General features: G+C 66.1%; 20 protein-coding genes. 12 read left to right on the top strand and 8 right to left on the bottom strand.

What is annotated here, in order from left to right:
- The first annotated feature begins 36 nt into the window (after positions 1–36).
- Both M1248_RS10020 and M1248_RS10015 read left to right on the top strand, forming a co-directional pair.
- A complete protein-coding gene (locus tag M1248_RS10020; protein ID WP_163735961.1) occupies positions 37–1353 on the top strand; it encodes a thymidine phosphorylase in 1317 nt (438 codons plus the stop codon).
- A gap of 1 nt (position 1354) precedes the next feature.
- On the top strand, positions 1355–2440 hold the full coding sequence (locus M1248_RS10015) for an adenosine deaminase (protein WP_317148230.1): 1086 nt from the start codon (positions 1355–1357) through the stop codon (positions 2438–2440).
- 9 nt (positions 2441–2449) lie between these two features.
- On the opposite strand, the gene M1248_RS10010 is transcribed toward M1248_RS10015, so the two are convergent.
- Positions 2450–3706 (bottom strand): primosomal protein, encoded by a 1257-nt coding sequence (locus M1248_RS10010; protein WP_317148229.1) that lies wholly within the window; start codon positions 3704–3706, stop codon positions 2450–2452.
- Positions 3707–3819: 113 nt separating this feature from the next.
- Here M1248_RS10010 and M1248_RS10005 point away from each other — a divergent pair, with 113 nt between their 5' ends.
- A complete protein-coding gene (locus tag M1248_RS10005) occupies positions 3820–4269 on the top strand; it encodes an SRPBCC family protein (protein ID WP_317148228.1) in 450 nt (149 codons plus the stop codon).
- Here M1248_RS10005 and M1248_RS10000 read toward each other — a convergent pair whose 3' ends face one another.
- Together M1248_RS10000 and M1248_RS09995 are read right to left on the bottom strand one after the other, a co-directional pair.
- Positions 4270–5364: a C40 family peptidase gene (locus M1248_RS10000; protein WP_317148227.1), complete on the bottom strand. Its 1095-nt coding sequence runs from the start codon at positions 5362–5364 to the stop codon at positions 4270–4272. It abuts the gene before it with no gap.
- Between the two features lie 2 nt (positions 5365–5366).
- Positions 5367–5663 carry a hypothetical protein gene (locus M1248_RS09995; protein ID WP_163735983.1) on the bottom strand — a complete coding sequence of 99 codons (297 nt, stop codon included), beginning with the start codon at positions 5661–5663 and terminating at the stop codon, positions 5367–5369.
- A gap of 48 nt (positions 5664–5711) precedes the next feature.
- On the opposite strand from M1248_RS09995, the gene upp reads away from it, so the two are divergent.
- On the top strand, positions 5712–6335 hold the full coding sequence (gene upp, locus M1248_RS09990; protein WP_317148226.1) for a uracil phosphoribosyltransferase: 624 nt from the start codon (positions 5712–5714) through the stop codon (positions 6333–6335).
- Between the two features lie 693 nt (positions 6336–7028).
- Positions 7029–7886 carry an FAD-binding protein gene (locus M1248_RS09985; RefSeq protein WP_317148225.1) on the top strand — a complete coding sequence of 286 codons (858 nt, stop codon included), beginning with the start codon at positions 7029–7031 and terminating at the stop codon, positions 7884–7886.
- Between the two features lie 13 nt (positions 7887–7899).
- On the opposite strand, the gene M1248_RS09980 is transcribed toward M1248_RS09985, so the two are convergent.
- Both M1248_RS09980 and M1248_RS09975 read right to left on the bottom strand, forming a co-directional pair.
- Positions 7900–9540, bottom strand: a complete 1641-nt coding sequence (locus tag M1248_RS09980; RefSeq protein ID WP_163735989.1) for a phospho-sugar mutase — start codon at positions 9538–9540, stop codon at positions 7900–7902.
- Entirely contained in the window at positions 9537–10001 is a 465-nt protein-coding gene (locus M1248_RS09975) for a MarR family winged helix-turn-helix transcriptional regulator (protein ID WP_163735993.1), read from the bottom strand. Before M1248_RS09975 ends, M1248_RS09980 begins: the two co-directional genes overlap by 4 nt.
- Before the next feature lie 94 nt (positions 10002–10095).
- On the opposite strand from M1248_RS09975, the gene M1248_RS09970 reads away from it, so the two are divergent.
- Positions 10096–11208, top strand: a complete 1113-nt coding sequence (locus tag M1248_RS09970; RefSeq protein WP_163738499.1) for an AbrB family transcriptional regulator — start codon at positions 10096–10098, stop codon at positions 11206–11208.
- On the opposite strand, the gene M1248_RS09965 is transcribed toward M1248_RS09970, so the two are convergent.
- Positions 11154–11948, bottom strand: coding sequence for a purine-nucleoside phosphorylase (locus M1248_RS09965; protein ID WP_163735997.1), 795 nt, complete (start codon positions 11946–11948; stop codon positions 11154–11156). The two genes, M1248_RS09970 and M1248_RS09965, sit on opposite strands and share 55 nt — an antisense overlap.
- Before the next feature lie 56 nt (positions 11949–12004).
- Between M1248_RS09965 and M1248_RS09960 the strand changes: the two genes are divergently transcribed.
- The 3 genes from M1248_RS09960 (at position 12005) to M1248_RS09950 (ending at position 15407) form a co-directional block, all read left to right on the top strand.
- Positions 12005–13186: a M20 family metallopeptidase gene (locus tag M1248_RS09960; protein WP_163736000.1), complete on the top strand. Its 1182-nt coding sequence runs from the start codon at positions 12005–12007 to the stop codon at positions 13184–13186.
- Positions 13183–14352 (top strand): M20 family metallopeptidase, encoded by a 1170-nt coding sequence (locus M1248_RS09955; protein ID WP_163736003.1) that lies wholly within the window; start codon positions 13183–13185, stop codon positions 14350–14352. Before M1248_RS09960 ends, M1248_RS09955 begins: the two co-directional genes overlap by 4 nt.
- A gap of 167 nt (positions 14353–14519) precedes the next feature.
- Positions 14520–15407, top strand: coding sequence for a type IV toxin-antitoxin system AbiEi family antitoxin domain-containing protein (locus M1248_RS09950; protein WP_317148224.1), 888 nt, complete (start codon positions 14520–14522; stop codon positions 15405–15407).
- A 70-nt stretch (positions 15408–15477) separates the two neighbouring features.
- On the opposite strand, the gene M1248_RS09945 is transcribed toward M1248_RS09950, so the two are convergent.
- Positions 15478–15951 (bottom strand): gamma-glutamylcyclotransferase, encoded by a 474-nt coding sequence (locus tag M1248_RS09945; protein ID WP_163736009.1) that lies wholly within the window; start codon positions 15949–15951, stop codon positions 15478–15480.
- A 79-nt stretch (positions 15952–16030) separates the two neighbouring features.
- Here M1248_RS09945 and M1248_RS09940 point away from each other — a divergent pair, with 79 nt between their 5' ends.
- From M1248_RS09940 to M1248_RS09930, 3 genes are read left to right on the top strand one after another with little or no spacing between them, the layout of a single operon-like run.
- Complete coding sequence (locus M1248_RS09940; RefSeq protein WP_163736013.1) at positions 16031–17473, top strand: NAD(P)H-quinone dehydrogenase; 1443 nt, start codon at positions 16031–16033, stop codon at positions 17471–17473.
- A 56-nt stretch (positions 17474–17529) separates the two neighbouring features.
- Complete coding sequence (locus M1248_RS09935) at positions 17530–19269, top strand: glycerol-3-phosphate dehydrogenase/oxidase (protein WP_163736016.1); 1740 nt, start codon at positions 17530–17532, stop codon at positions 19267–19269.
- A 14-nt stretch (positions 19270–19283) separates the two neighbouring features.
- Complete coding sequence (locus tag M1248_RS09930; protein WP_317148223.1) at positions 19284–20123, top strand: pseudouridine synthase; 840 nt, start codon at positions 19284–19286, stop codon at positions 20121–20123.
- Positions 20124–20137: 14 nt separating this feature from the next.
- Here M1248_RS09930 and M1248_RS09925 read toward each other — a convergent pair whose 3' ends face one another.
- The gene (locus M1248_RS09925; protein WP_317148222.1) at positions 20138–23365 is read right to left on the bottom strand and encodes an Ig-like domain-containing protein; all 3228 of its coding nucleotides are present in this window, start codon (positions 23363–23365) and stop codon (positions 20138–20140) included.
- Positions 23366–23470 lie beyond the last annotated feature (105 nt).

The raw sequence follows: 23470 nt of genomic DNA, 5'->3' as shown, positions 1-23470 counted from the left end.
CGGTGATGCAGTTCACATTCGATGCGCGGAGGCTGGATGTCGCATCCGTTTGATGCTCCGACGATCATCAGGACCAAGCGCGACGGCGGCGCGCTCTCCGACGCGGCGATCGACTGGGTGATCGACGCCTACACCCACGGCCGGGTCGCCGATGCGCAGATGTCGGCGCTGTTGATGGCGATCTTCATCCGCGGTATGACGCGATCGGAGATCACTCGCTGGACGGCGGCGATGGTGGCCTCCGGCGAGCGCATGGACTTTACAGATCTGCGTCGCGATGGAAAGCCATTGGCGTTGGTGGACAAGCACTCCACCGGCGGGGTGGGTGACAAGATCACCATCCCGCTCGTGCCGGTCGTGATGGCGTGCGGCGGCGCGGTGCCACAGGCGGCAGGGCGCGGGCTCGGCCATACCGGCGGCACCCTCGACAAGCTGGAGTCCATCCCCGGGTTCACCCCCGAGCTGCCGAAAGCCCAGATACGTCAACAACTTTGCGATATCGGTGCCGCGATATTCGCCGCCGGTGAGCTGGCGCCGGCGGACCGAAAGATCTATGCGCTGCGCGACGTCACGGGCACCACCGAGTCACTGCCGTTGATCGCCAGCTCGGTGATGAGCAAGAAGATCGCCGAAGGGACCGCGTCGCTGGTGCTCGATTGCAAGGTGGGTTCGGGCGCGTTTCTCGACACCGAGGAGGAGTGCCGAGAACTGGCCCACACGCTCGCCGATCTCGGCACCGAAGCCGGGCTGGTGACCCGGGTGCTGCTGACCGACATGTCGACGCCCCTGGGGCGCACGGTGGGTAACGCCATAGAGGTCGCCGAGTCCCTGGAGGTGCTGGCCGGCGGAGGCCCGTCAGACGTGGTGGAGCTGACGCTGGCGCTGGCCGCGGAAATGCTCGACGCCGCAGGCATCGACGGTGTCGATCCGGCTCAGACGATGCGGGACGGCACCGCCATGGATCGGTTCCGCAAGCTGGTCGCCGCGCAGGGCGGCGATCTCGGCGCCCTCTCTCCGGACACGTTGCCCATCGGCGCCTATACCGAGACCGTCACCGCGCCGCGCGGTGGCACCATGGAAAACATCGATGCGATGGCGGTTGGACTTGCGGTGTGGCGGCTCGGTGCGGGTCGCTCTGTGCCCGGTGAGCGCGTGCAGTCCGGTGCGGGTCTGCGTATCCACCGCCGTCCCGGCGAGCCTGTAGCACCTGGTGAGCCGCTGTTCACGCTGTACACCGAAACACCGGAGCGTTTCGAGGCCGCGATGGCCGAACTGGACGGCGGCTGGCGCGTGGGGGACCATGCGCCGCCCGTGCGCCCGCTGATCATCGATCGGATCACGAACGGAGGTTGAAATGGCTGCACTGACGTTGGAGTCGATCCGGCACGCGCCCAAGGCGCTGCTGCACGACCACCTCGACGGCGGGCTGCGACCGGCCACCGTGCTCGAGCTCGCCGATGCGAACGGCTACAGCGACCTGCCGGCTACCGACGTCGACGGACTTGCCGCGTTCTTCCGTACGGCGGCACACAGCGGATCGCTGGTGCGCTATCTGGAGCCTTTCGCACACACCGTCGGGGTGATGCAGACACCCGAGGCCCTGCACCGGGTGGCCTTCGAATGCGTCGAGGACCTTGCAGCCGACAACGTGGTCTACGCCGAGATCCGTTTCGCGCCTGAACTTCACATCGACGCCGGCCTGTCTTTGGACGCGGTCGTCGATGCCGTGTTGGCCGGTTTCGCCGATGGTGAGAAAGCGGCCAGCGCCGAGGGCCGCTCGATTGTGGTGCGGTGCCTGGTCACGGCGATGCGGCATCAGGCACGGTCGCTGGAGATCGCCGAGTTGGCGATCCGGTTCCGCGATAAGGGCGTCGTGGGCTTCGACATCGCGGGCGCCGAGGCCGGGTATCCGCCGACGCGACACCTCGACGCGTTCGAGTACATGCGGGGCAACAACGCCCGGTTCACGATTCACGCTGGAGAGGCGTTCGGACTGCCGTCCATCCACGAGGCGATAGCGTTCTGCGGCGCCGACCGTCTCGGTCACGGGGTGCGGATCGTCGACGACATCACCGAGCGGCCGGACGGGACGATGGAGTTGGGCAGGTTAGCGTCGTTGTTGCGGGACAAGAGGATTCCGTTCGAGATGTGTCCCAGCAGCAACGTGCAGACCGGTGCGGTCGGCAGCATCGGCGAGCACCCGTTCGATCTGCTCGCCCGGCTGCGGTTCCGCGTCACCGTCAACACCGACAACCGGCTGATCAGCGACACGACGATGAGCCAGGAGATGCTGCGACTCGTCGAGGCGTTCGGTTACGGGTGGAGCGACCTTCAGCGATTCACGATCAACGCGATGAAGTCCGCTTTCATCTCGTTCGACGAGCGCCTATCTATCATCGACGACGTGATCAAGCCACGTTTTGCGGTCCTGATCGGTTGAGCTGCAACCTTATTCGGCGCGCAGGCGCGATTCGAGGAAGGCTTCCAGCGACTCCCACTGTTCAACCGCCTTGGCGTACGGGGGTGTCGGTTTCCGGACATTCTCCGGATCCAGCACGTACGAGACGATCTTGCCTAGCGGCTGGTCGGCATCCAGGGACTCTTCGACCACGGTGTCCTCGGCGTAGTCGCCCACGTCCCTGAGCAATTCGATTGCCAGGTCCAGCTGGTCACGGTCGATCGCGTCGGGTCCCTCGGCGAGATAGTCGACGATCTCGGTGAGTACGTACACGTTCTCGTCGGCGACGTTCACGCGCAGTGACCCGTCGTTGGCGGCCGTCCGGATGTCGTCGTATGTGGCGAGGTTCGAAATGTCGTGGTCGTGCTCGTCGGCCAGATACCGCGCCAATGCGCGCTCGGATCCGAACACGCTGATGCGGCCGTTGCGGCCGAGGAAGACCGGCTGATCGTCGAGGTAGCACCGCAGGGTGTAGTACGTACCGCCGGTGGTCATGATCCGCACCGGGTCGATGCCGACCTTGACCCAGAAGTCGTCGTCGCTGCCGAGCACCGCGCCGCCGGCGTGGTCCTCGAGGTCGTCGGTTTCCTCGACGTCGTCCTCGCCGGTCTCGTCGTCCTCGTCGACAACCTCCTCCTCGAGTTCGGGAGCGTCCTCGGCCAGTTCCTCGGCAGCCTTCTTCGCAGCCGCGGCGTCGACATCGGGGGTGCTGATGAGCTCGTCGATGGCATCGACGACGTTGTCCCAGCTGCGACCGATCGCCAACTCGATCTCGGCCCACCGCTTGCGGCCGGTGCGGCCGGAGAACGCGTCGACTCCGCCGCCGAGCTGGCTGAGCCCCGGGTTGCCGTTGAAGAACTTGCTGATCGCGGGCAGCTCACACACCGATCCGATGGACGATGCGATGGCCAGCGACCGGTGCAACTGCGTCACGGTCTCGTCGCTGGGCTTCTCTGCGGCCAGCTCCGGGACACCGACGACGTCGTATTGCCGCTCCTCGGTGGGGTTCAGCCGATGTGCATTGGCCTGGGTGAGCTTCTCCCAGGCGGGATGGTCGGCGAGGTCGTTGTCCTTGTTGGTCCTGACGAACGCGACCAGGTCAGCCACCGTTTCAAAGGCATAGAGATCCTCGTCCTTGCCGAGGAACGCCTCCCACTCGTCGCCTTCGTCGCGCCACCGCGGCGCCCACAGCGTGTAGAGGTCGCCCTTGGTCAGCCCAAGCCGGATGGGCACGATGTCAGCAGCCATGGCGCACAGAATAGCCACCGACGTTGAGCGCGAGGCGTTCGCCGTCAGTGGGACCGCAGCCGGGACCCGCGTCCAGCCCGATCTGGTTTCGTGAGCGCGCGTACGATCTCCTGATGCGCGGAGCGGTGACAGTCCACATGGAAGCTTCGCCACTGGACATCTGGAAGCTGGTCGCCGATGTCCGCAATACCGGCAAATTCTCGCCGGAAGTGTTCGATTCCGAATGGCTCGACGGAGTAACCGAGCCCGCCCTGGGTGCTCGCTTCCGTGGTCATGTCAAGCGCAATGAGATCGGCCCGGTGTACTGGTCGACGTGCCGGGTGACGGCGTGCGAGCCGGGCAGGGAATTCGGTTTCGCGGTGCTGGTCGGCGACCGCGCAGTGAACAACTGGCACTATGCGTTTGTGCCCAGCGGTCAAGGAACCGACGTGACCGAGTCTTTCCGGACCATCGAATCGGCAGTCCTGAGGCCGTTGGAGTTCCTGGGTTATCTCCGCAAGCGACGAAACCTGCGTGACATGCGGACAACGCTCGAACGCATCAAGGCTGTCGTCGAAGACTGATCATCCAGTCGGGCGCCAGAACCCCTGAAAGCCTTGCCCGGCGTTCGTCGTCCGAACCGACGAAAGTTGGACCGGATCGCCCGCCTCGATCATGACCCCGTTCCCGACGATCATCGCGACATGGCCATCCCACACGGCGAGGTCGCCCGGCCGCACCTTGCCTGCCTCGACAGGCGCACCGACGTCTTGCTCCTGTGCCAGTCGCGGAAGACTCAGTCCCGCTTGGGAATACGCCCACTGGGTGAGTCCGCTGCAGTCCAAACCGACCCCCGGCGTCGTGCCGCCCCAGTCGTAAGGCACTCCCAGCTGTGTCAGCGCATGCCGGACCGCGCTGGCCGCCATCGCATTCGGCGCTGTGGCGGTGCTGCCATCCGGGAGCCGGATCGCGACGCCGTCGCCGAAGACATCCGCTTCGGGTAACGATGCCGGCGGATCCGGCTTGAACAGCGAAGCCAGATCACCGAAACCCGAACCCGAGGTGCCACCGGACACGGGGCTCATCGGTGCAAGTCCGCCCATCCCCGAGCCCATCCCCGAGCCCGTCGACGGCATTGCCGAGCCGATCCCGGACGGCGCCGTTGACGCCGGTGGCGGAGCCGACGGGCGAGCGAGTGCCGAGGCGTGCCCGTCCAGCTCGGCCTGAAGTTCCTCGACGACTGCGAGGGCGTCGGTGAGCGACTGCTGCGCCTCGGCCCGCAGCGCCGCGACGACCTCGGGTGAATCCAAGAACGGCTCCAAAGCTGCGGCGTGCGTTTCGAAGTCCTCGATGATGTCGCGCAGCCGCTCATGCGCGCGTGTCACGGCGGCCCCGGCGGTGCTCGCCACCGCATTCATCCGGTCGGCACGTTCGGCCAGGCTGTCGATGGCCGACTGCGTCACCGCCATGAAGGCAGCTGCGCCGTCGGCGCCCGCCCCGGTCCATTCGGTCTGACGCCACGACCGCGCGGTCGCCGCCGATATGCCGGAAAGCGCGTCTCGCGCCCTGGCCAGCGCCGCCACTGGCTCGGCAGCTGTATCTCCGGACCATCCCGGACCGACCATCGACTGCACCGCTCGCAGTGGTGCCGTCAGCGCAGCGACCAGAGCGCCGGTCACGGCTAGGTGCCCGCGATGCGGATGCCCGCGGCGCTGTCGGCCGAGTCGTAAGCGGACGCAACGGCGTACGCCGCGGCATTCGACGCCCACAGTCGCTCGCTGAGTGCGGCCGCCGCGCGGGATCCATCGGCCACGGCCTCGGTCAGGGCGGACAGGAAACCGGCGCCGACGGGTCCCAGAGACCGTCCGGACGCCGCAATCGGCAGTGACGACAGCGTCGCGGCGACGTCGGCGAGGTCGTCGGCATGAGCCGAGTTGGCGGATCCCAGCGCACGTATTGCATCGGTATCGGCGAACATGCGCTTATGACGGACTCCGGGACTGATCGGTTCCACTAATGTGCGCCCATGGACGTTCGTGTCATCGACCATCCGCTCGCCGCGGCGAGGCTGACCACGCTGCGCGACGCCAATACCGACAACGCGGCATTCCGGGCGGCGCTGCGTGACCTCACCCTCATGTTGGTCTACGAGGCCACCCGTGACTCCGCTGCCGAAACCGTCACGGTTCGCACCCCGCTCGCGGAGACCATCGGGCACCGGCTGGCCAATCCGCCGCTGCTCGTCCCCGTGTTGCGAGCCGGGCTTGGCATGGTCGACCAGGCACACGCCTTGATCCCGGAGGCGCGTGTCGGCTTCGTCGGCGTCGCTCGCGACGAGACAACACACCAACCCACACCGTATTTGGAGTCGCTGCCCGACGATCTGAGCACCCAACCCGTCATCGTGCTCGACCCGATGCTGGCCACCGGCGGGTCGATGGCCCACACGATCGGACTGCTACAGGCTCGCAATGTTGTTGACGTGACGGCGATCTGCGTCGTGGTCGCACCCGAGGGCCTCGCGGCGCTGGAAATCGTGGCCCCAGATCTGCGTCTGTTCACCGCGGCAATCGACGAACGACTCAACGACATCGCCTATATCGTTCCCGGCCTCGGCGACGCGGGGGATCGACAGTTCGGGCCGCGGTAGCCCCCCACGAACTGCGCCGGACCCCGCGGGTTAGCGGAAAGCCTTTACCGTCGGTCACAAACAATTGGCTATAAAGTCGTAACCTTTCCCACGTTTGGGAATTCTGACCCAGCACTGCGGCATCTCGAATTTTGTGCCATTTCGCTTTGCTAAAAATCCGTTATGACGTCTCTTACGGTAGCTGCGTCATGCTGGACACGGTATGAAGCAATGTTTGCGTGACAGGCGTACTGCTTGGCCGTGGCTAACATCGGCTTCGGCGATGGCACGCGATCAAGCGGCGATAAATCGAAACTGCCAGTAACCAATGGCAATATTCTTGCACGTAAATAAGAGATTGCCGCGCGGCTTTCCCGACGCATCGGTATTGCATCGATTTCCTGGCCGGGCTAACCTTGGTCCGCGCGTGAGGTGCCGAGGTGTGTCACCCACGGCGTCCGGGCGGTCGAGTTGAGTTCGTCACAGCGCAGTGCGACAAGACTGGCTAAGTGTTAGCCTCCGCGCATAGCAATGAATTTGTCTGACTCGCAGTTTCTGTTCAGAAACGAGATGCGGTAACGGCGTAGCCAGCTAGTGACTAAATCTGTAGGGGAATGCGTTGCTGAAAGTGTGCAGATGCGTCGATTTTGCACAGGGCGCTGGCGTCGTGGTCGACAGCGTCGCGGTCGTGCCGTGAGTGCCCGGATAGAGCTCATGACCATGTTCAACAGCGAACTCGTCGACATCGTCTGCATCGGATCGGGCAGCGCCTGCCTGGCCGCCGGCATCGCCGCCGCCGACGCCGGCCAGTCTGTTTTCGTGACCGAACCGCGTCGACGGACACCGCAGATCGGGTCCCTCGCCGAAGCTGACGAGTCCTGGGCCGCGCAGCTGCAGAAGTACTGGGGCGCCAACGAGTTTGATGGACCCACCACCGCCTACCTCCGAGAGCTGACAGACGAGCTCGGTCCGGCGCGCCGAACCCACGCCACCGGCCAGCTGCCAACCGCTGTCGTGCGATCTTTCGGAGAAGCCGCCACCGACCGGCGGGCGCCGGTGCCACCGTTCTATGGACACGCGTTGGCGGACTGGGCGCGCGACTGCCTGAACTCGCCGTTCGGTCTGGTGTTCAGCAGGTTGTCAGCGTTGTCGATGTCCGAAATGCGACTGCAGGACGGCACGTCGATCCTGGCCAGCGTCGTCGCGGACATTCCTTCGGCTCGGCGGTCCGGGCTGACCCTGCGTCATTGGCTGCGGGATGTGGCCAAAGAGCGCGGCGTAAAGATCCACGGTTCCAGCGCGATTCAGCAACTGATCTTCAACGACGGCCAGCCCGTCGGGGCCATGGTCGACACACCCGACGGCGTCCGCCACGTGCGGGCCCGCCATGGCGTGCTGCTCGGCACCGGCAACTCGGTCTCTGATGATCTGCTCGCCATGCACCCGGCGTCGGTGCTGCGCGAGGGCAGGCTGTCCCTAGTGAGCAGGAGCGCGAGTCGGTTCGCCCGGTTGGAACTGCTGACCACTGCCGAGAGCATGAGTCTCTGCGCACCGCAGGGTCAGCTGGCGTGACCTGACGAGCGGTTCACCACCGCTGCGCCTCATGCCGCAGCTGTGCGGCCAGCGCCTCGGCGCGTGAGCGCGCCGCACCAAGATCGTGGACGTCGCCGCACCGAACTTCGATGTAGCACTTTACTTTCGGCTCTGTTCCCGACGGCCGCACGACCACTCGGATCGTGGTCGGTCCATCCTCGCCCGAAAAGACCACCGCGTCGGTGCGCAGCGGCCCGGTCGCATGCCGGAGATCGGTCAGCGTCACGTCGAACCCTGCGAGTACATCCGGTGGCGCCGTGCGCAGCCGGTCCATCATCGCGTCGGCCTCAACGGAATTCGCGACTTGCTGCGATACCGTGGTCGTGGTGTGCACACCGTGGCGGCGAGCCAACTCATCGAGCGCATCGAGCACCGTGTGACCCCGACGCTGGAGTGCGACCACCAGATCACATATCAGCACCGCAGCGCTGATGCCGTCCTTGTCGCGTACGGACGCGGGATCGACGCAGTGCCCGATCGCCTCTTCGTACGCGTAGACCAGCGTGGAGGCCGGCAGGTCGAGGTCGGCGCGTGCCAGCCATTTGAACCCGGTCAACGTCTCCACATGACATGCGCCGTGCCTGGCGGCGATGGCCGCGAGCATTCGCGACGACACCACCGAATTCGCCACCACAGTGGCCGCCATGACGGGGCCGGGTTCGATCTGGGAGAGGATGTAATCGCCTAGCAACCAACCAGTTTCGTCGCCGGTGAGCATCCGCCAACCATCGGGTGTGGGTACGCCGACCGCGCATCGGTCCGCATCGGGATCAAGCGCGACCGCGATGTCGGCGTCGCTGTCGGCGGCCAGTTTCAGCAGAGCGTCCACGGCGCCCGGTTCTTCGGGGTTGGGTAGCGCCACCGTGGGGAAGTTCGGATCGGGGGCGAACTGACTGTCGACGACGTGTACGTCGTCGAAGCCGGCACGAACCAGCGCGTCGAGCACGAATTCCCCGCCGACACCGTGCAACGGCGTGAGCGCTACTCGTACCGATCCGTGGGTGTGTCGCACCTGGGCCGCGCGTTCGACATAGCGCTGAACGACGTCGACGCCCGAGGGGGTGACCGCCTGTCGGCGAATCTGGTCCGCGTGCGGGGCGTCGGCCATTGCCTGCTCGATCTCCCGGTCGACCGGCGGCACGATGGGGAACCCGTCGTCGAGGTAGACCTTGTAGCCGTTGTCGGTCGGGGGATTGTGTGACGCCGTGATCTGGATGCCCGCGACCGCACCGCCGTGCCGGACAGCGAACGCGACGATCGGAGTGGGCACCGCGGTGAACATCAATTGCGGGGAAAACCCGTGAGCGGCAAGCACTTCAGCGGCGGCGAGGGCGAAGTCGTCAGAGCCGTGCCTGGCGTCGCGGCCGACCACGACTTCGTGGCCCTGCAGGCCGCGGTCGGTGAGCACCTTGGCGAGGGCCCAGGTGGCGCGCAGCACAACCGCGAGGTTCATCCCGTTCGGTCCTCCGCGCAAGGGCCCGCGCAGTCCGGCGGTCCCGAACGTCAGGGGATGCGCGAACCGCTCGTCGAGATCGGCCTCGGTGCATTCGAGAAGTTCGGCGACGGTGCTCGGGTCGGGATCGTGTGCGATCCACTCCTGTGCGGCGGTCGAGGTCCACTCTCGCGCTGTCATTCGTTCAGTGTGCCCACTTTGGAGTCGGCATATGCGAGCTTGCGCAGCACCGGCGCCACGAGCATCACCAGGTCGAACTCGAGCTCCGAGAGATTGTCGCGCATGGTCGCTTGGAGCCACGCGTCGCGCTCGGCGCGATCGGCTTCGAGTAGTTCGGCGCCTGCGGGGGTGATCTCGGTGAGCTGGCGGCGGCGATCGACCTCATCGGGTCTGCGCGCGATCAGCTCGCGGCTCTCCAGCGCGTTGATGCTGTCCGTCAGCGACTGCACCCGGACGCCCAGCCGGACGCCGAGCTCGGCCGGGGTGGTCACGCCGGCGCGGCTCACCTCTGCGAGCAGCTGCATCTGGCTGAGCGTCAGCCCGTGATCCGGGCGGTGTCGGCGCATCTGCTGATTGACGGCGACGATCGATTCCCGCAGCTCGGTGGCGGCAGATCTGCGTGCGGGCTCAGAGTCGTCCATATACAAGTTATACCTTGGTAATTATCGGTAGTCCATGACAGTAATCGCAAGTTGCGTCGTAGACTTAGTAAGAGGATATTTGTAATCAATCGTGATAAGAACATTGCTCAGATGGTCGCTGCTGGTAGCGGTGACCGTCGCTGTCACCTATCCGCTGACCCTGGTTGGGGTGCCGTCGGCAGCGCTGTTCGCCGCGCTTGCCGTCGGCATCGCATTGGCGCTTTCGTCCCTGGCCCCCACCCGGGTACCCCGTCCGGCTGGCATCGCTGCGCAGGGCGTACTCGGCGTGTACATCGGCACGATGGTCGACCAGGACGCCGTTCACGCGCTCGGTCCGCACTGGCCGATCGTCATCGCCGTAGCGGTCGCCACTCTGTTGCTCAGCGTCGTGTGTGGTGCGCTGCTGTCGTTGCACCGCGACGTCACTCCACTGACGGGGTCACTGGCGCTCGTGGCCGGCGGCGCGTCCGGACTGGTCGCGATCGCCCGTGAGCTCGGCGGTGACGACCGCGTCGTGTCGGTGGTGCAATACCTGCGCGTGGCGTTGGTGACCGCGTCGATGCCCGTGGTGGTGACGCTGGTGTATCACGCCGACAGGTCGCATCCCGGCGCCGCCATGACCCAATCCGACTCCGCTCCTTGGTATCTGAGCCTCGGCATGCTCATCGCACTCGTCCTGGTCGGCGCCACCGTCGGCAAGCTGATCCGGGTGCCCGGCGCGGGGCTGCTGGGGCCGCTGGCGCTGACGGTGCTCCTCGAGGTGACCGGCCTGGACTTCGGCTTGTCGGTGCCGATGGTGCTGGTGCAGCTGGGCTATGCGTTGATCGGGTGGCAGGCCGGGCTGGCCTTCACCCGCGAGTCGATGCGCGCGGTGGGACGCATACTGCCGACGGCCATCGGCCTCATCGTCGTGCTCAGCGTCGCGACGGCCGGGCTGGGCGTCGTGTTGGCGCACTTCGCAGGACTCACCCCCCTCGAGGGCTATCTGGCCACCAGTCCCGGAGGCGTCTACGCCGTATTGGCCACCGCCGTCGAGACGGGATCCAACGTCACGTTCATCATCGCCGCGCAGGTGGTGCGGATCCTGCTGATGCTGTTCGCCGCGCCGCTGCTGGCCCGCAGCATGGTGTGGCTGAAATCCCGGCTCACGCGTCAGAGCCGGGCGATGACCCCGGCGAGCAGGGAGCCCATCAGCGTCGCGGACTGACGGCCCGCCTCCAACACCTCGCCGTGGCTCAGCGGCTGACCCGTCATACCCGCCGCGAGGTTGGTCACCAGCGACACCGCCAGCACCTGTGCGCCGGCGGCGCGCGCAGCGACGGTCTCGTGCACGGTCGACATCCCGACGAGGTCCGCCCCAAGCGTGCGCAGCATCCGGATCTCGGCCGGCGTCTCGTACTGGGGTCCGTTCAAACCGGCATAGACGCCCTCGGCGAGCGTTGGGTCGATCTCGCGGGCGACGGCGCGCAGCCTGGGGGAATAGGCGTCGACCAGGTCGACGAAATGCGCGCCGACCAGCGGTGACCGGCCCGTCAGATTGAGGTGGTCGCTGATCAGCACCGGTTGTCCGACGGCGAAATCCTCACGCAGGCTGCCCGCCGCATTGGTCAGCACGATCGTGCGCGCACCGGCCGCACACGCCGCGCGCACGGGATGGACAACATGGCGCAGTTCGTGGCCTTCGTAGGCGTGGATTCTGCCGACGAACACCAGCACCCGACGGTCGCCGACGCGCAGCGACAGCATCTGGCCGCCGTGCCCCTCGGCGGTGGGTGGAGTGAATCCGGTCAACTCGGCGACCGGTACCACCGCGACCGGATCGCCGAGTTCGTCGACCGCGGGCGCCCAGCCCGAACCCAAGACAATCGCGACGTCGTGCTGGTTGACGCCGGTGCGCGCGCGGATCTGTGCCGCCGACTCGGCGGCAACCGCATCCGGCGTCGTCACGGTGGGCAGCTTAACCGTCGAATCGGCATTCATCGGTGCAGTGAGATACTGCGAGGATGCCCAGAGCCACCGCGTCGAGTTGCGTCGAGGACGCCGTCAACCGACGCCGCGGTGATCTGGTCGAGCTGTCGCACTCGATTCATGCCGAACCGGAACTCGCGTTCGCCGAACACCGCAGCTGCGCGAAGACGCAGGCGCTGGTTGCCGACTTCGGTTTCGAGATCACGAAGGGGCTCGGCGGTCTGGACACCGCCTTCAGGGCCGACTACGGCAGTGGGCCGTTGGTCATCGGGATCTGCGCCGAGTACGACGCGCTGCCCGGCATCGGACATGCCTGCGGCCACAACATCATTGCCGCATCGGCGGTCGGCACGGCGCTGGCGCTGGCCGAGGTGGCTGACGAGCTCGGGTTGACGGTGGCGCTGCTCGGGACTCCCGCCGAGGAGGCCGGCGGTGGAAAAGTCTTGCTGCTCAACGCGGGAGCATTCGACGACATCGTCGCCACCGTGATGCTGCACCCCGGTCCGCTGGACATCGCGGCCGCGCGTTCGCTGGCGCTTTCTCAGGTCGCGGTCGACTACCGCGGGCGAGAATCGCACGCCGCCGTGGCGCCGTACCTGGGCATCAACGCCGTCGACGCGATCACCGTCTCGCAGGTCGCGATAGGGCTGCTGCGTCAACAGCTCGCGCCCGGCCAGATGATGCACGGCATCGTCACCGATGGCGGACAGGCCACCAACATCATTCCGGGCCACGCCCAGATGCAGTACACAATGCGGGCCAACGATGCCGCCTCGCTGCGTGAACTCGAGCAGCGGATGTCCGACTGCTTCCTCGCGGGTGCCGTCGCGACGGGCTGTGACTACACGGTGGCCGAGACCGAGCCCCCCTACGACGAGCTGGACCCCGATTCCTGGCTCGCCGACACCTTCCGCGACGAGATGGTGCGGGTGGGCCGCACGCCGGTGCCGGCCGAGGTCGAAGCGGCGTTCCCGCTGGGCAGCACCGACATGGGCAATGTCACCCAGGTGATGCCCGGTATCCATCCGATCGTTGGGATCGACGCGGGCGGTGCGTCGGTGCACCAACCGGCGTTCGCGGCGGCGGCAGCAGGCCCCGGCGCGGACACGGCGGTGGTCGAGGGCGCGATCATGCTGGCTCGTACGGTGGTCAGGCTCGCCGAGACAGCGGCCGAACGAGATCGCGTGCTGGACCTGAAGGCGAGGCGAGCGGCATGAGTCTGCAGGACGCAACCGAAACCTGGCTCGACGCCCACTACCCGGACCTGGTCGCATGGCGCCGCCACATGCACGCCCACCCCGAGTTGGGGCGTCAGGAGTTCGCCACCACCCAGTTCGTCGCCTCGCATCTGGCCGACGCGGGCCTCAACCCGAAGGTGCTGCCCGGCGGCACGGGTCTGACGTGTGACTTCGGACCCGAGCATGGACCCAGGATTGCGTTACGCGCCGATATGGACGCGCTGCCGATGGCCGAGCGCACCGGCGCTCCGTACGCGTCGGTGGTTCCCAACGTCACCCACGCCTGCGGACACGATGCGCACACCTCGATCTTGTTGGGCACCGCCCTGGCTCTGGCGTCGGTGCCGGAACTACCCGTCGGCGTGCGGTTGATCTTCCAGGCCGCCGAGGAGCTGATGCCGGGCGGCGCGATCGACGCCATTGCGGCGGGAGCGTTGTCGGGGGTGTCGCGTATCTTCGCGCTGCACTGCGATCCGCGGCTGGCCGTCGGCAAGGTCGCGGTTCGGCCCGGTCCGATCACCTCGGCCGCCGATCAGCTCGAGGTGACGCTGCACTCGCCCGGCGGGCACACATCGCGACCGCATCTGACCGGGGACCTGGTCTACGGAATCGGCACCCTGATCACGGGCGTCCCGGGGATCCTGTCCCGGCGAATAGATCCGCGCAACAGCACGGTGATGGTGTGGGGTGCGGTCAATTCGGGCACCGCGGCCAACGCGATTCCGCAGACGGGCACCTTGGCGGGCACCATCCGCACGGCCAGCCGGGATACCTGGGAAACGCTGGAAGATATTGTGCATGAGGCGATTACATCGCTTTTGGCGCCGCTGAACATCGACCACAGCGTGCAGTATCGGCGGGGGGTGCCGCCGGTGGTCAACGAGGAGATCTCGACACGCATCGTCACCCATGCCATAGAGGCGATCGGTCCCGACGTGCTGTGCGACACCCGCCAGTCCGGTGGCGGTGAGGACTTCTCGTGGTATCTCGAGGAAGTGCCGGGTGCGATGGCGAGGCTGGGGGTGTGGTCGGGTCGCGGGCCGCAGTTGGATCTGCACCAGCCGACATTCGACCTCGACGAACGCGCGATGGCAGTCGGGGTGCGGTTCCTGGTCAACGTCGTCGACCAAGCGGCGCAGTTCTAGGTGGTGTCCCCTCTGCCGCGAGCGACCGTGTCAGTACGCCGACACGCCGGTAACCGCGTACATTTCGGGGCCGCTCGTCTCCTGTCACTGTCCACAAATCTCGACCCATCCACAGATGGTCGCCAGGCCCTGCTGCTCGAGCGTGCGCTATCCGATGCTGTTGACCCATGGATCCAGAACTTCAGCTGCTGTTCGATAGGCAACGAGGCGTAGCGACGAGCCGTCAGATCCTGACGTACATGACCAGGCGTGCATTCGAGTCTGCAGTGGATTCCGGTGTCCTGGAGCGAATTTGGCAGGGCATCTATTGTCTCGGTGAACCGGACGACGGTCTGCGCCTACGCGGACTCGATCTGTCCTGCGGAACCACGGTCGCCGCCTGTCTCGGCACCGCCGCGGCGATGTACGGCTTCGACACCGAAGCGCCGGCCGACCTTCATGTGCTCAGTCCGCCGAATTCGCACCTGCGATCGGCCGATGGACTGGTGGTGCATCGTCGTGACGGTGCGCCGCTGAACGTGGTTGACGGCCGTCCGGCGACGGCCCCCGCCTGGACGGCGGTCGAAGTGGCGCGCTCACTGTGGCGGCCGCGTGCCTTGGCGACGCTGGATGCCGCGCTGCGCAGCGGTACGTGCGCGCGACCAGAAATGTGGCGAGCAGCGATTGAACAGGCAGGGCGCCGAGGCATCGTTGCCGTCCGTGACCTGATCCCGCTGGCTGACGGGCGCGCGGAGTCGCCCATGGAGAGCGAGGCGCGGTTGGCGATGATCGTCGGTGGCCTGCCCATTCCCGAGCTGCAATACGAGATCGTCGACGGAAACGGCGAGCTCAGACGCGTCGATTTCGCGTGGCCGGAGCAGCGAGTTGCCGTCGAATACGACGGTCTCGATTGGCACAGCGGGCCCGATGCCATGCGCCGCGATCGTAGGCGCACAGCGGCGCTGCTGGACGTCGGTTGGACGGTCATCGCGATCGTCTTTGAGGACGTCCGCTGTCGCAGCAAGGAGTTCGTGGCTCGCATCTACGCGCAGTTGCGGCGCGCTCAGGCCGCGTGAGCGACCGCAAAATGGACGCAAATTGCGGCGTGTCGGCGTACAAACACGGCCACTCGCGGAAACCGGCCGGCTAGGTACCCGGGCCGATGTTGCGGGCCGGGCGGGTGCGCAGACTGTGCACGTATTCCTCTGGCGCACCGGCAATTTCAGCGGCATCGGCCATGACGCCGATATAGCGCGCCGAGGGCAGGCCGCCCTCCCACGCGTCGACCACGTACAGCCACGCGAGCACCGGCTCGAAGCTGGTGTCTGACGCGGTGCGATGCACGCGACATCGGATTTTCTTGTGGATCCCGAGCTCTGAGCCCTCCCAGCGATCGAGGTTCTGCTCGTCGTCCTTGGTCATGTCGTAGAGCACGACGAACACGCTCGACGTGGGATCCTCGACGACGGTGGCCAGCGCGCCCTCCCAGCCGATGTCCTCGCCGCCGAACGTCAACCGCCAGCCGTGCAGCCACCCGGTTCCGGCCATCGGCGAATGAGGCGCCCGCTCCAACATCTGCTCTGGATGCATGTTGGATCCGTAAGCGGCGTAGAGCGGCACCAGGAAACTCTAAGGCTTACCGTGCCGGCTTCGCCGACAGGCTGGGCGATCAACGGTCGGCTTGGCTAGCGTTGAGCCCGTGACAACGCGCATCGTCATCATCGGCGGCGGCCCCGCCGGCTACGAGGCCGCACTGGTGGCCGCCGCCCGCGGACCCGAGGTAGCCGAGGTCACCGTGGTCGACGCCGACGGAATCGGCGGTGCCTGCGTGCTCTGGGACTGTGTCCCGTCCAAGACGTTCATCGCCTCCACCGGCGTCCGCACCGAGCTGCGTCGCGCCTCGGGCCTCGGGTTCGACATCGCGATCGAGGACGCCAAGATCTCGCTCGACCAGATCCACAACCGCGTCAAGACGCTGGCGAAGTCGCAATCCGCCGACATCGGCCATCAGCTGCTGCGCGAGGGCGTCACCGTCGTCCACGGACGCGGCGAGCTGGTCGATGACACCTCGGGCATGGCCCACCACCGGGTCAAGGTCACCACGGCAGGCGGCCGGGTCGGCACCCTCAAGGCCGACGTGGTGCTGATCGCGACGGGGGCCAGCCCGCGGGTACTGCCGAACGCGAAGCCCGACGGTGAGCGGATCCTGAACTGGCGCCAGCTCTACGACCTCACCGAACTGCCCGAGCATCTGATCATCGTCGGGTCCGGTGTCACCGGCGCCGAGTTCTGCAACGCCTACACCGAACTCGGCGTGCAGGTCACCGTGGTCGCCAGCCGCGACCAGATCCTGCCGCACGAGGACCGCGACGCGGCCGCCGTGCTCGAGGAAGCGTTCGCCGATCGCGGCGTGAAGCTGGTCAAGAACGCCCGCGCCGACTCGGTGACTCGGACTTCCCGCACGCGAGGAGGACAAAAAGCAGAAGACGGCGTGCTGGTCACGATGGCCGACGGCAGAACCGTCGAGGGCAGCCACGCGCTGATGACGGTAGGTTCGGTGCCCAACACCTCGGGCCTGGGGCTGGAGAACGTCGGTATCGAGCTGGATTCGGGCAACTATCTGAAGGTCGACCGGGTGTCGCGGACGTCGGCGTCGGGGATCTACGCCGCGGGCGACTGCACCGGTCTTCTGCCGCTGGCCTCGGTGGCCGCCATGCAAGGACGCATCGCGATGTACCACGCGTTGGGCGAGGGCGTGACGCCGATCCGGCTTCGCACCGTCTCCGCGGCGGTGTTCACCAGGCCCGAGATCGCCGCGGTCGGGGTGCCGCAGACGGCCATCGACAGCGGCAGTGTGCCTGCGCGCACGCTGATGCTGCCGCTCAACACCAACGCCAGAGCCAAGATGTCGCTGCTGCGTCTGGGCTTCGTGAAGATCTTCTGCCGCCCGGCGACCGGGGTGGTCATCGGCGGCGTCGTCGTCGCCCCGATCGCCTCCGAGCTGATCCTGCCCATCGCCCTGGCGGTGCAGAACAACCTCACCGTCACCGACCTGGCGCAGACGCTTTCGGTGTACCCCTCGCTGTCGGGATCGATCATCGAGGCCGCACGCAGACTGATGGCACACGACGATCTGGACTGAGTCCACGTAACCTGGGACAGGGCGAACGTACCGACCAGTAACTAGGAGCCATTTCAGTGAGCGACCCGATCCCCGCGAACGGGCAGACACTGCTGAGTCCGGAGCAGCGCGCAGAGGCCTGGGAGCGCCTCGGCAGCGAGCAGTTCGACGTCGTCGTCGTCGGTGGTGGGGTGGTCGGCGCGGGTGCCGCCCTGGATGCGGCGACGCGCGGCCTCAAGGTGGCCCTGGTGGAGGCGCGCGACTTCGCGTCCGGCACGTCGAGTCGCTCGTCGAAGATGTTCCACGGCGGCCTGCGCTACCTCGAGCAGCTGGAGTTCGGGCTGGTTCGCGAGGCGCTGCACGAACGTGAGCTCTCGCTCACCACGCTGGCGCCGCATCTCGTCAAGCCGCTGCCGTTTCTGTTCCCGCTGACCAATCGGGTGTGGGAGCGGCCCTATATCGCGGCGGGGATCTTCCTCTATGACCAGTTGGGTGGCGCGAAATCCGTTCCGGCGCAAAAACATCTGACGAAATCCGGCGCACTGCGGTTGGCGCCCGGGCTGAAGCGGTCGTCGCTCATCGGCGGTATTCGCTACTACGACACCGTGGTCGACGACGCGCGCCACACCATGACCGTCGCGCGCACCGCGGCGCACTACGGAGCGGTGGTGCGTACCTCGACGCAGGTCGTGGCGCTGCTGCGCGAGGGCGACCGGGTCGTCGGCGTCGAGGTGCGTGACTCCGAAAATGGCCGTGTGACTGAGGTGCGCGGACACGTCGTCGTCAACGCCACCGGCGTGTGGACCGACGAGATCCAGGCGTTGTCGAAGCAGCGCGGGCGATTTCGGGTGCGGGCGTCCAAGGGCGTGCACATCGTCGTTCCGCGCGACCGCATCGTGAGCGAGGTGGCGATCATTCTGCGCACCGAGCAGTCGGTGCTGTTCGTCATTCCGTGGGGCACGCACTGGATCATCGGCACCACCGACACCGACTGGAACCTGGACCTGGCCCATCCGGCGGCGACCAAGGCGGACATTGACTACATCCTCGAGACCGTCAACACCGTGCTCGCGACGCCGTTGACACATGACGACATCGACGGCGTGTACGCCGGTCTGCGTCCGCTGCTGGCAGGTGAGAGCGAGGAGACGTCCAAACTCTCGCGTGAGCATGCGGTGGCGGTTCCCGCGCCCGGCCTGGTGGCGATCGCCGGCGGCAAGTACACGACCTACCGGGTGATGGCCGCCGATGCCATCGACGCTGCGGCCGAATACGTTCCGGCCCGGGTGGCGCCGTCGATCACCGAAAAGGTGCCGCTGATGGGCGCCGACGGTTACTTCGCGCTCATCAACCAGACCGAACACGTCGGGGTGCATTACAAGTTGCATCCCTATCGGGTGCGGCATCTGCTCGACCGGTACGGCTCGCTGATCGGTGAGGTACTGCAGATGGCTGAGGGCCGCCCCGACCTGCTCACCCCGATCACCGAGGCGCCGGTGTATCTGAAGGTGGAGGCGTGGTACGCGGCCGCGGCCGAAGGAGCGCTGCATCTGGAGGACATCCTGGCGCGGCGGATGCGCATCTCGATCGAGTACCCGCACCGCGGCGTGGACTGTGCGCGCGAAGTCGCCGAAGTGGTTGCGCCCGTGCTGGGTTGGAGTGACGAGGACATCGACCGTGAGGTGACGACTTACCTGGCGCGTGTCGAGGCCGAGGTGCGCAGCCAGCAGGAACCCGACGATGAGTCCGCCGACGCGCTGCGGGCCGCCGCGCCGGAGGCGCGTGCCGAGATCCTCGAACCGGTACCGCTCAATTGAGGCGTCCCGCACCGTTGCCGGTCCGCGACGGACTGGGCCCGGCACGGGTGCGGTTGCGGGGCGGATCGGTGCTCGTCGAGTTGGCCTCGCGGTTTGGGGAGGGTGCCGCGGCCAAAGTGCTTGCGGGCGAGGTGGTGTGCGCTGACGGCAGCGTCGTCGGGGTGGGAACGGTTCTGCCGCCCGGTGCCTTCGTCTATCTGTATCGTGAACTGCGCGAAGAGATTCCGGTGCCGTTCGACATACCGATCCTGTATCGCGACGAGGACATCGTCGTGGTCGACAAACCGCACTTCCTGGCGACGATGCCGCGGGGTAGGCACGTCGCGCAGACCGCCACGGTGCGCTTGCGGCGTGAACTCGACCTACCCGAGTTGTCGCCGGCGCACCGGTTGGACCGGCTGACGGCGGGCGTGCTGTTGTTCACGGTGCGGCGCGAGGTGCGCGGTGCGTATCAAACGATGTTCGCGCGGGATCTGGTGCGGAAGACGTATTTGGCGCGCGCCGATGTCGATCCGTCGATTGAGTTTCCACTGACGTTGCGGAGCCGGATCATCAAGCGGCGTGGGCAGTTACAGGCTGTCGAGGAGCCAGGGGAACCAAATGCCGAGACACGGATCGAACACCTCGGGGGCGGCCTGTATCGGTTGACGCCACGCACCGGACGCACGCATCAGCTGCGGGTGCACATGAACTCGCTGGGGCTGCCGATCGCCGGGGACCCGTGGTACCCGAAGGTGGTTGACGTGTCGCCCGACGACTTCTCGACGCCGTTGCAGCTGCTTGCTCACCGTCTGGAGTTCGACGATTCGCTCTCCGGTGAACGACGGTCGTTCGTGTCCGTGCGTCAGCTGTAGGTGAGAGCTGGCGGTCACACGATGTTGTATTGGTTCGTATCGATCACCCGAACCGTGCCGGAACTATGGTTGGCGACGTAGACGTAGTCGCCGTGCACGGTGAGCCGCCACGTACCGGAACCGACGCTGACTGTATCGACGAGCGTATTCGTTTCCGCGTCGATGACGTACACACGGCCATTGTCGTAGTCTGAGACGTAGACGTAATTGTCCTTGGCCACCACGTCGACCGTCCGGCCGCCCAAATTGAGCGGCTGGATTCCGGCGTCACTAGGTTTGGTGTCTACAGCGGAGAACGTGGTCAAGTCGAACACCGAAACCGTACCGCTGAAGTTGTTGGAAACATACAGCTTACCGTCGGCAACTGCTGCGCCGAGCGATTGGCTCAGGCCGTTTCCGCTGAGCGGCTGAACTCCGTCGAGGCTGTCGTTGGTATCGATCTCGGAGAAGTCGTCAGTGTCGAACACCCGCACGACGGTGCCGTTGTAAATGTTGGCGACGTACAGACGATCGCCGCTAACCGCCACTGCGGATGCCCCGGTGGGGACGGAGATGGACTGTGTGCCTTCAGTACTCGGGTCCGTATCGATGACGGTGTTGGTCGTGGTGTCGATGACCGTCACGCTCTCGCCAGTGATGCTGGCAACGTAGAGCCGGTCACCGTCGATCAGGAGCTGGTACGGATCAATCCCGACCGGAAGATGTTGGAGGCCATCGGTGGTCGGGTCGGTGTCGACGAATTCGTAAGTGTTGGCATCGATCACCTTGACGACAGCTTCGCCACGACTGGCGACGTAGACATAATCTCCGCGAGCCGCGATAGAGTACGGTTGCGAACCGACGGGGATTGCTTGTATTCCGCCGACGTTGGGATTGGTGTCGATCTCTGTGTTGGTATTGAGGTCGATCACCGCAACCGTGCCGTTGTCGCGGGTGACGAACATGCGGTCGCCGACGATGGCGGTTTCGAGCGGATTGGCTCCGACGTTGTAAGTGGAAAATGCCGGCGTGACGAAATCGCTGACAGTGACGGAGACTGTGGCCGTGGCGGTGCCACCAGCGCCGTCGGAGATGGTGTAGGTGAAGGTATCCGTACCGCTGAAACCATTGGCGGGGGTGTAGGTGACGGTGGTCCCGTCAGTGGTGACCGTTCCGCCCTCGGTGCTCGTGGCGTCGACCGCCGTGATCGTCAGCGTCTGGCCGGGGTCGGTGTCGGTGTCGTTGGCCAGCACGTCGATCTGGTTGCCGGTGGAATCCTGGTTGACCGTGACGGCGTCGTCGACCGCCTCGGGGTTGTCGTTGACGTTGATACTGACCGTCACAACGTTGCTGAACGCGGTGCCGTCGTACGCGGCGTAGGTGAAGCTGTCGGGTCCGCTGAAGCCCGCGTTCGGGGTGTAGGTGAACGTTCCGTTCGGGTGTAGCGTCAGCGTGCCGTTCGCCGGGGGAAGCACCACGGCTGGTCTCAGCGTTTCCACATCGACGTCGGTGTCATTGCCAGTGAGCGCGCTGTTCGGGAGAGTAAGGGGCGTGTTCTCGGTGGCGTTCAACGTGTCAGCGACCGCCACCGGGGCGTCGTTCAAACCAGTGATAGTGACCGTCACCGTGCCACCCTCTGTGGTTCCGCCGAGTGCATCTGTGGTGGTGTAAGTGAATGTGTCCGTGAAGGACTCAGTGTCATCAAGGGCCTGAGCGTTGGCACCGGGAGTGTACTGAATCGTTCCGTCCGGGTTGATCGAGACGGAGCCACCGTTGGTGGTCGGACCCAGCGCGGAAACAACGATTGAACCGTCGGCGTCGGTGTCGTTGGCCAGCACGTCGATGTTGGTCTGGCCGTCTTCGGTGACCGTACCGGTGTCGGGGTTCAGTACGGCCTCATCTTCGACGGGGGTGACACCGATGGTGACCGTGGTGGTTGAGGTGTGTCCGCCGCCGCCGAAGAAGCCGGCCAATCCGTGTAGGTGCCAGGGGCTTGCCTCATCGGAGACGGTGTAGGTGAACATGTCTGTGCCGTTGAAGTCGGCGTCGGGGGTATACGTGAACGTGCCATCAGAATTGAGCACCACTGAACCGTTGGTCGGCTGGGTGTAGTCGGTGATGGTCAGTCGATCCCCGGGATACGGGTTGCCGTCGGTGCCGGTGTTGATGTCGGGGTCGGTGTCGTTGCCCAGCACGTTGATGTCGACGTCGAGGTCTTCAGACGTCGTTGTCGAATCCACTACAGCAGTGGGTCTTTGATTGAAGAAGGTGCGCTGCAGTTCGCGCTGGGCCCAGCCCAATACGACGAACAACATCATCGGCGGCGCCGGCGTGTCCGGTCCGGGCGCCAGGACCGATGACACGAACGTCGCCACCGCGGTGGTGGCGATGTTGGCCACCGCTACAACACTGCCCAGTGCCGCTTCGATCGGATTCGACGGCTGCTGCACAAGCGGTGCCGGCGCTGGGGTTCCGGCTGCGGCCGCGGTCGTCAGCTGCAAGTTCTGAGTCTCGTTGTTCAGCGAGAACAAACTCATCGAGTTCTCGCCGCCGGCCAGCCGCGACGCTGACGGATCGATCAGACCCTGACCCGAACCGGCACCCGTGGTCCCCGACGGACCCGGTTTCGACGGCACTATTACTATCGGCGCACCCGCGACGGGTGAATTGCCCGACGGCGCAACATAACTCGTTACACCCCCGCCTGTCCCGGACTGAGCCAGACCTCCGCCCTGGCCTTCGTTTTGACCTTCGCCTTCGCCTTCGTCCTGACCTTCGTTCTCGCCTTGTCTTTCGCCTTGACCTTCGCCGAGTTCGTTCTGGGTCTGCTCTTCATCGCCTTTGATCTGCGCATCGCCGCCGACATTGAGGTTCATCTCCGGCACACCGGCACCGTTACCGTTGCCCGACCCCTCGCCGGGCTCGCCATCGCCGTCGCCGGCCTGCTCCTCACCGGGCACTTCGGCCGGGTTCAGATCACCAGGAGCCTCCCCGGCACCTTCACCAGTGCCTTCGCCTGCACCGGCACCCTGGCCGCCGCCGTCGGCGCCGTCACCTTCGGACTGGGCGTAAGCCACCCCTGCACCCAGACCGCCACCCGAACCGGTGGCCACCGCCACGCCTACGCCCAACGCCACCGCCAACGCGCCGACACGGCCGATGTACTTCGCGTAGCTGCTGCGGAAATCGGGCTGTGTCGGCTCGACATCGGGTGAAGCAACCACGCGGCTTCGGCTCGTGCTGGCGTTGACGGAATTGGACATGATGCCCCCTGCATTTCCCATTCGTCAGGACCGTCCGTGACGCACGGCGTCAGTGGCGAGATCCGCGGACGCCGAGGAATGTGGCAAACGTATAGCAGCGCGTTG

Source organism: Mycobacterium sp. 29Ha, assembly GCF_032883055.1.
In the GTDB taxonomy this organism is placed as follows: domain Bacteria; phylum Actinomycetota; class Actinomycetes; order Mycobacteriales; family Mycobacteriaceae; genus Mycobacterium; species Mycobacterium gallinarum.
Note: the sequence above shows the minus strand (reverse complement) of the source record. Positions and strands in the feature narration are given on the sequence as shown.

What these genes read in the sequence shown, in the direction of transcription:
- M1248_RS09995 (WP_163735983.1), bottom strand. Translation starts at nt 5,663, where the DNA reads ATGTTCGCCGATACCGATGCAATACGTGCGCTGGGATCCGCCAACTCG.
- M1248_RS09960 (WP_163736000.1), top strand. Translation starts at nt 12,005, where the DNA reads ATGCCCAGAGCCACCGCGTCGAGTTGCGTCGAGGACGCCGTCAACCGA.
- M1248_RS10015 (WP_317148230.1), top strand. Translation starts at nt 1,355, where the DNA reads ATGGCTGCACTGACGTTGGAGTCGATCCGGCACGCGCCCAAGGCGCTG.
- M1248_RS09985 (WP_317148225.1), top strand. Translation starts at nt 7,029, where the DNA reads ATGACCATGTTCAACAGCGAACTCGTCGACATCGTCTGCATCGGATCG.
- M1248_RS09955 (WP_163736003.1), top strand. Translation starts at nt 13,183, where the DNA reads ATGAGTCTGCAGGACGCAACCGAAACCTGGCTCGACGCCCACTACCCG.
- M1248_RS10020 (WP_163735961.1), top strand. Translation starts at nt 37, where the DNA reads ATGTCGCATCCGTTTGATGCTCCGACGATCATCAGGACCAAGCGCGAC.
- M1248_RS09950 (WP_317148224.1), top strand. Translation starts at nt 14,520, where the DNA reads ATGGATCCAGAACTTCAGCTGCTGTTCGATAGGCAACGAGGCGTAGCG.
- M1248_RS10005 (WP_317148228.1), top strand. Translation starts at nt 3,820, where the DNA reads ATGCGCGGAGCGGTGACAGTCCACATGGAAGCTTCGCCACTGGACATC.
- M1248_RS09975 (WP_163735993.1), bottom strand. Translation starts at nt 10,001, where the DNA reads ATGGACGACTCTGAGCCCGCACGCAGATCTGCCGCCACCGAGCTGCGG.
- M1248_RS09925 (WP_317148222.1), bottom strand. Translation starts at nt 23,365, where the DNA reads ATGTCCAATTCCGTCAACGCCAGCACGAGCCGAAGCCGCGTGGTTGCT.
- M1248_RS10010 (WP_317148229.1), bottom strand. Translation starts at nt 3,706, where the DNA reads ATGGCTGCTGACATCGTGCCCATCCGGCTTGGGCTGACCAAGGGCGAC.
- upp (WP_317148226.1), top strand. Translation starts at nt 5,712, where the DNA reads ATGGACGTTCGTGTCATCGACCATCCGCTCGCCGCGGCGAGGCTGACC.
- M1248_RS09980 (WP_163735989.1), bottom strand. Translation starts at nt 9,540, where the DNA reads ATGACAGCGCGAGAGTGGACCTCGACCGCCGCACAGGAGTGGATCGCA.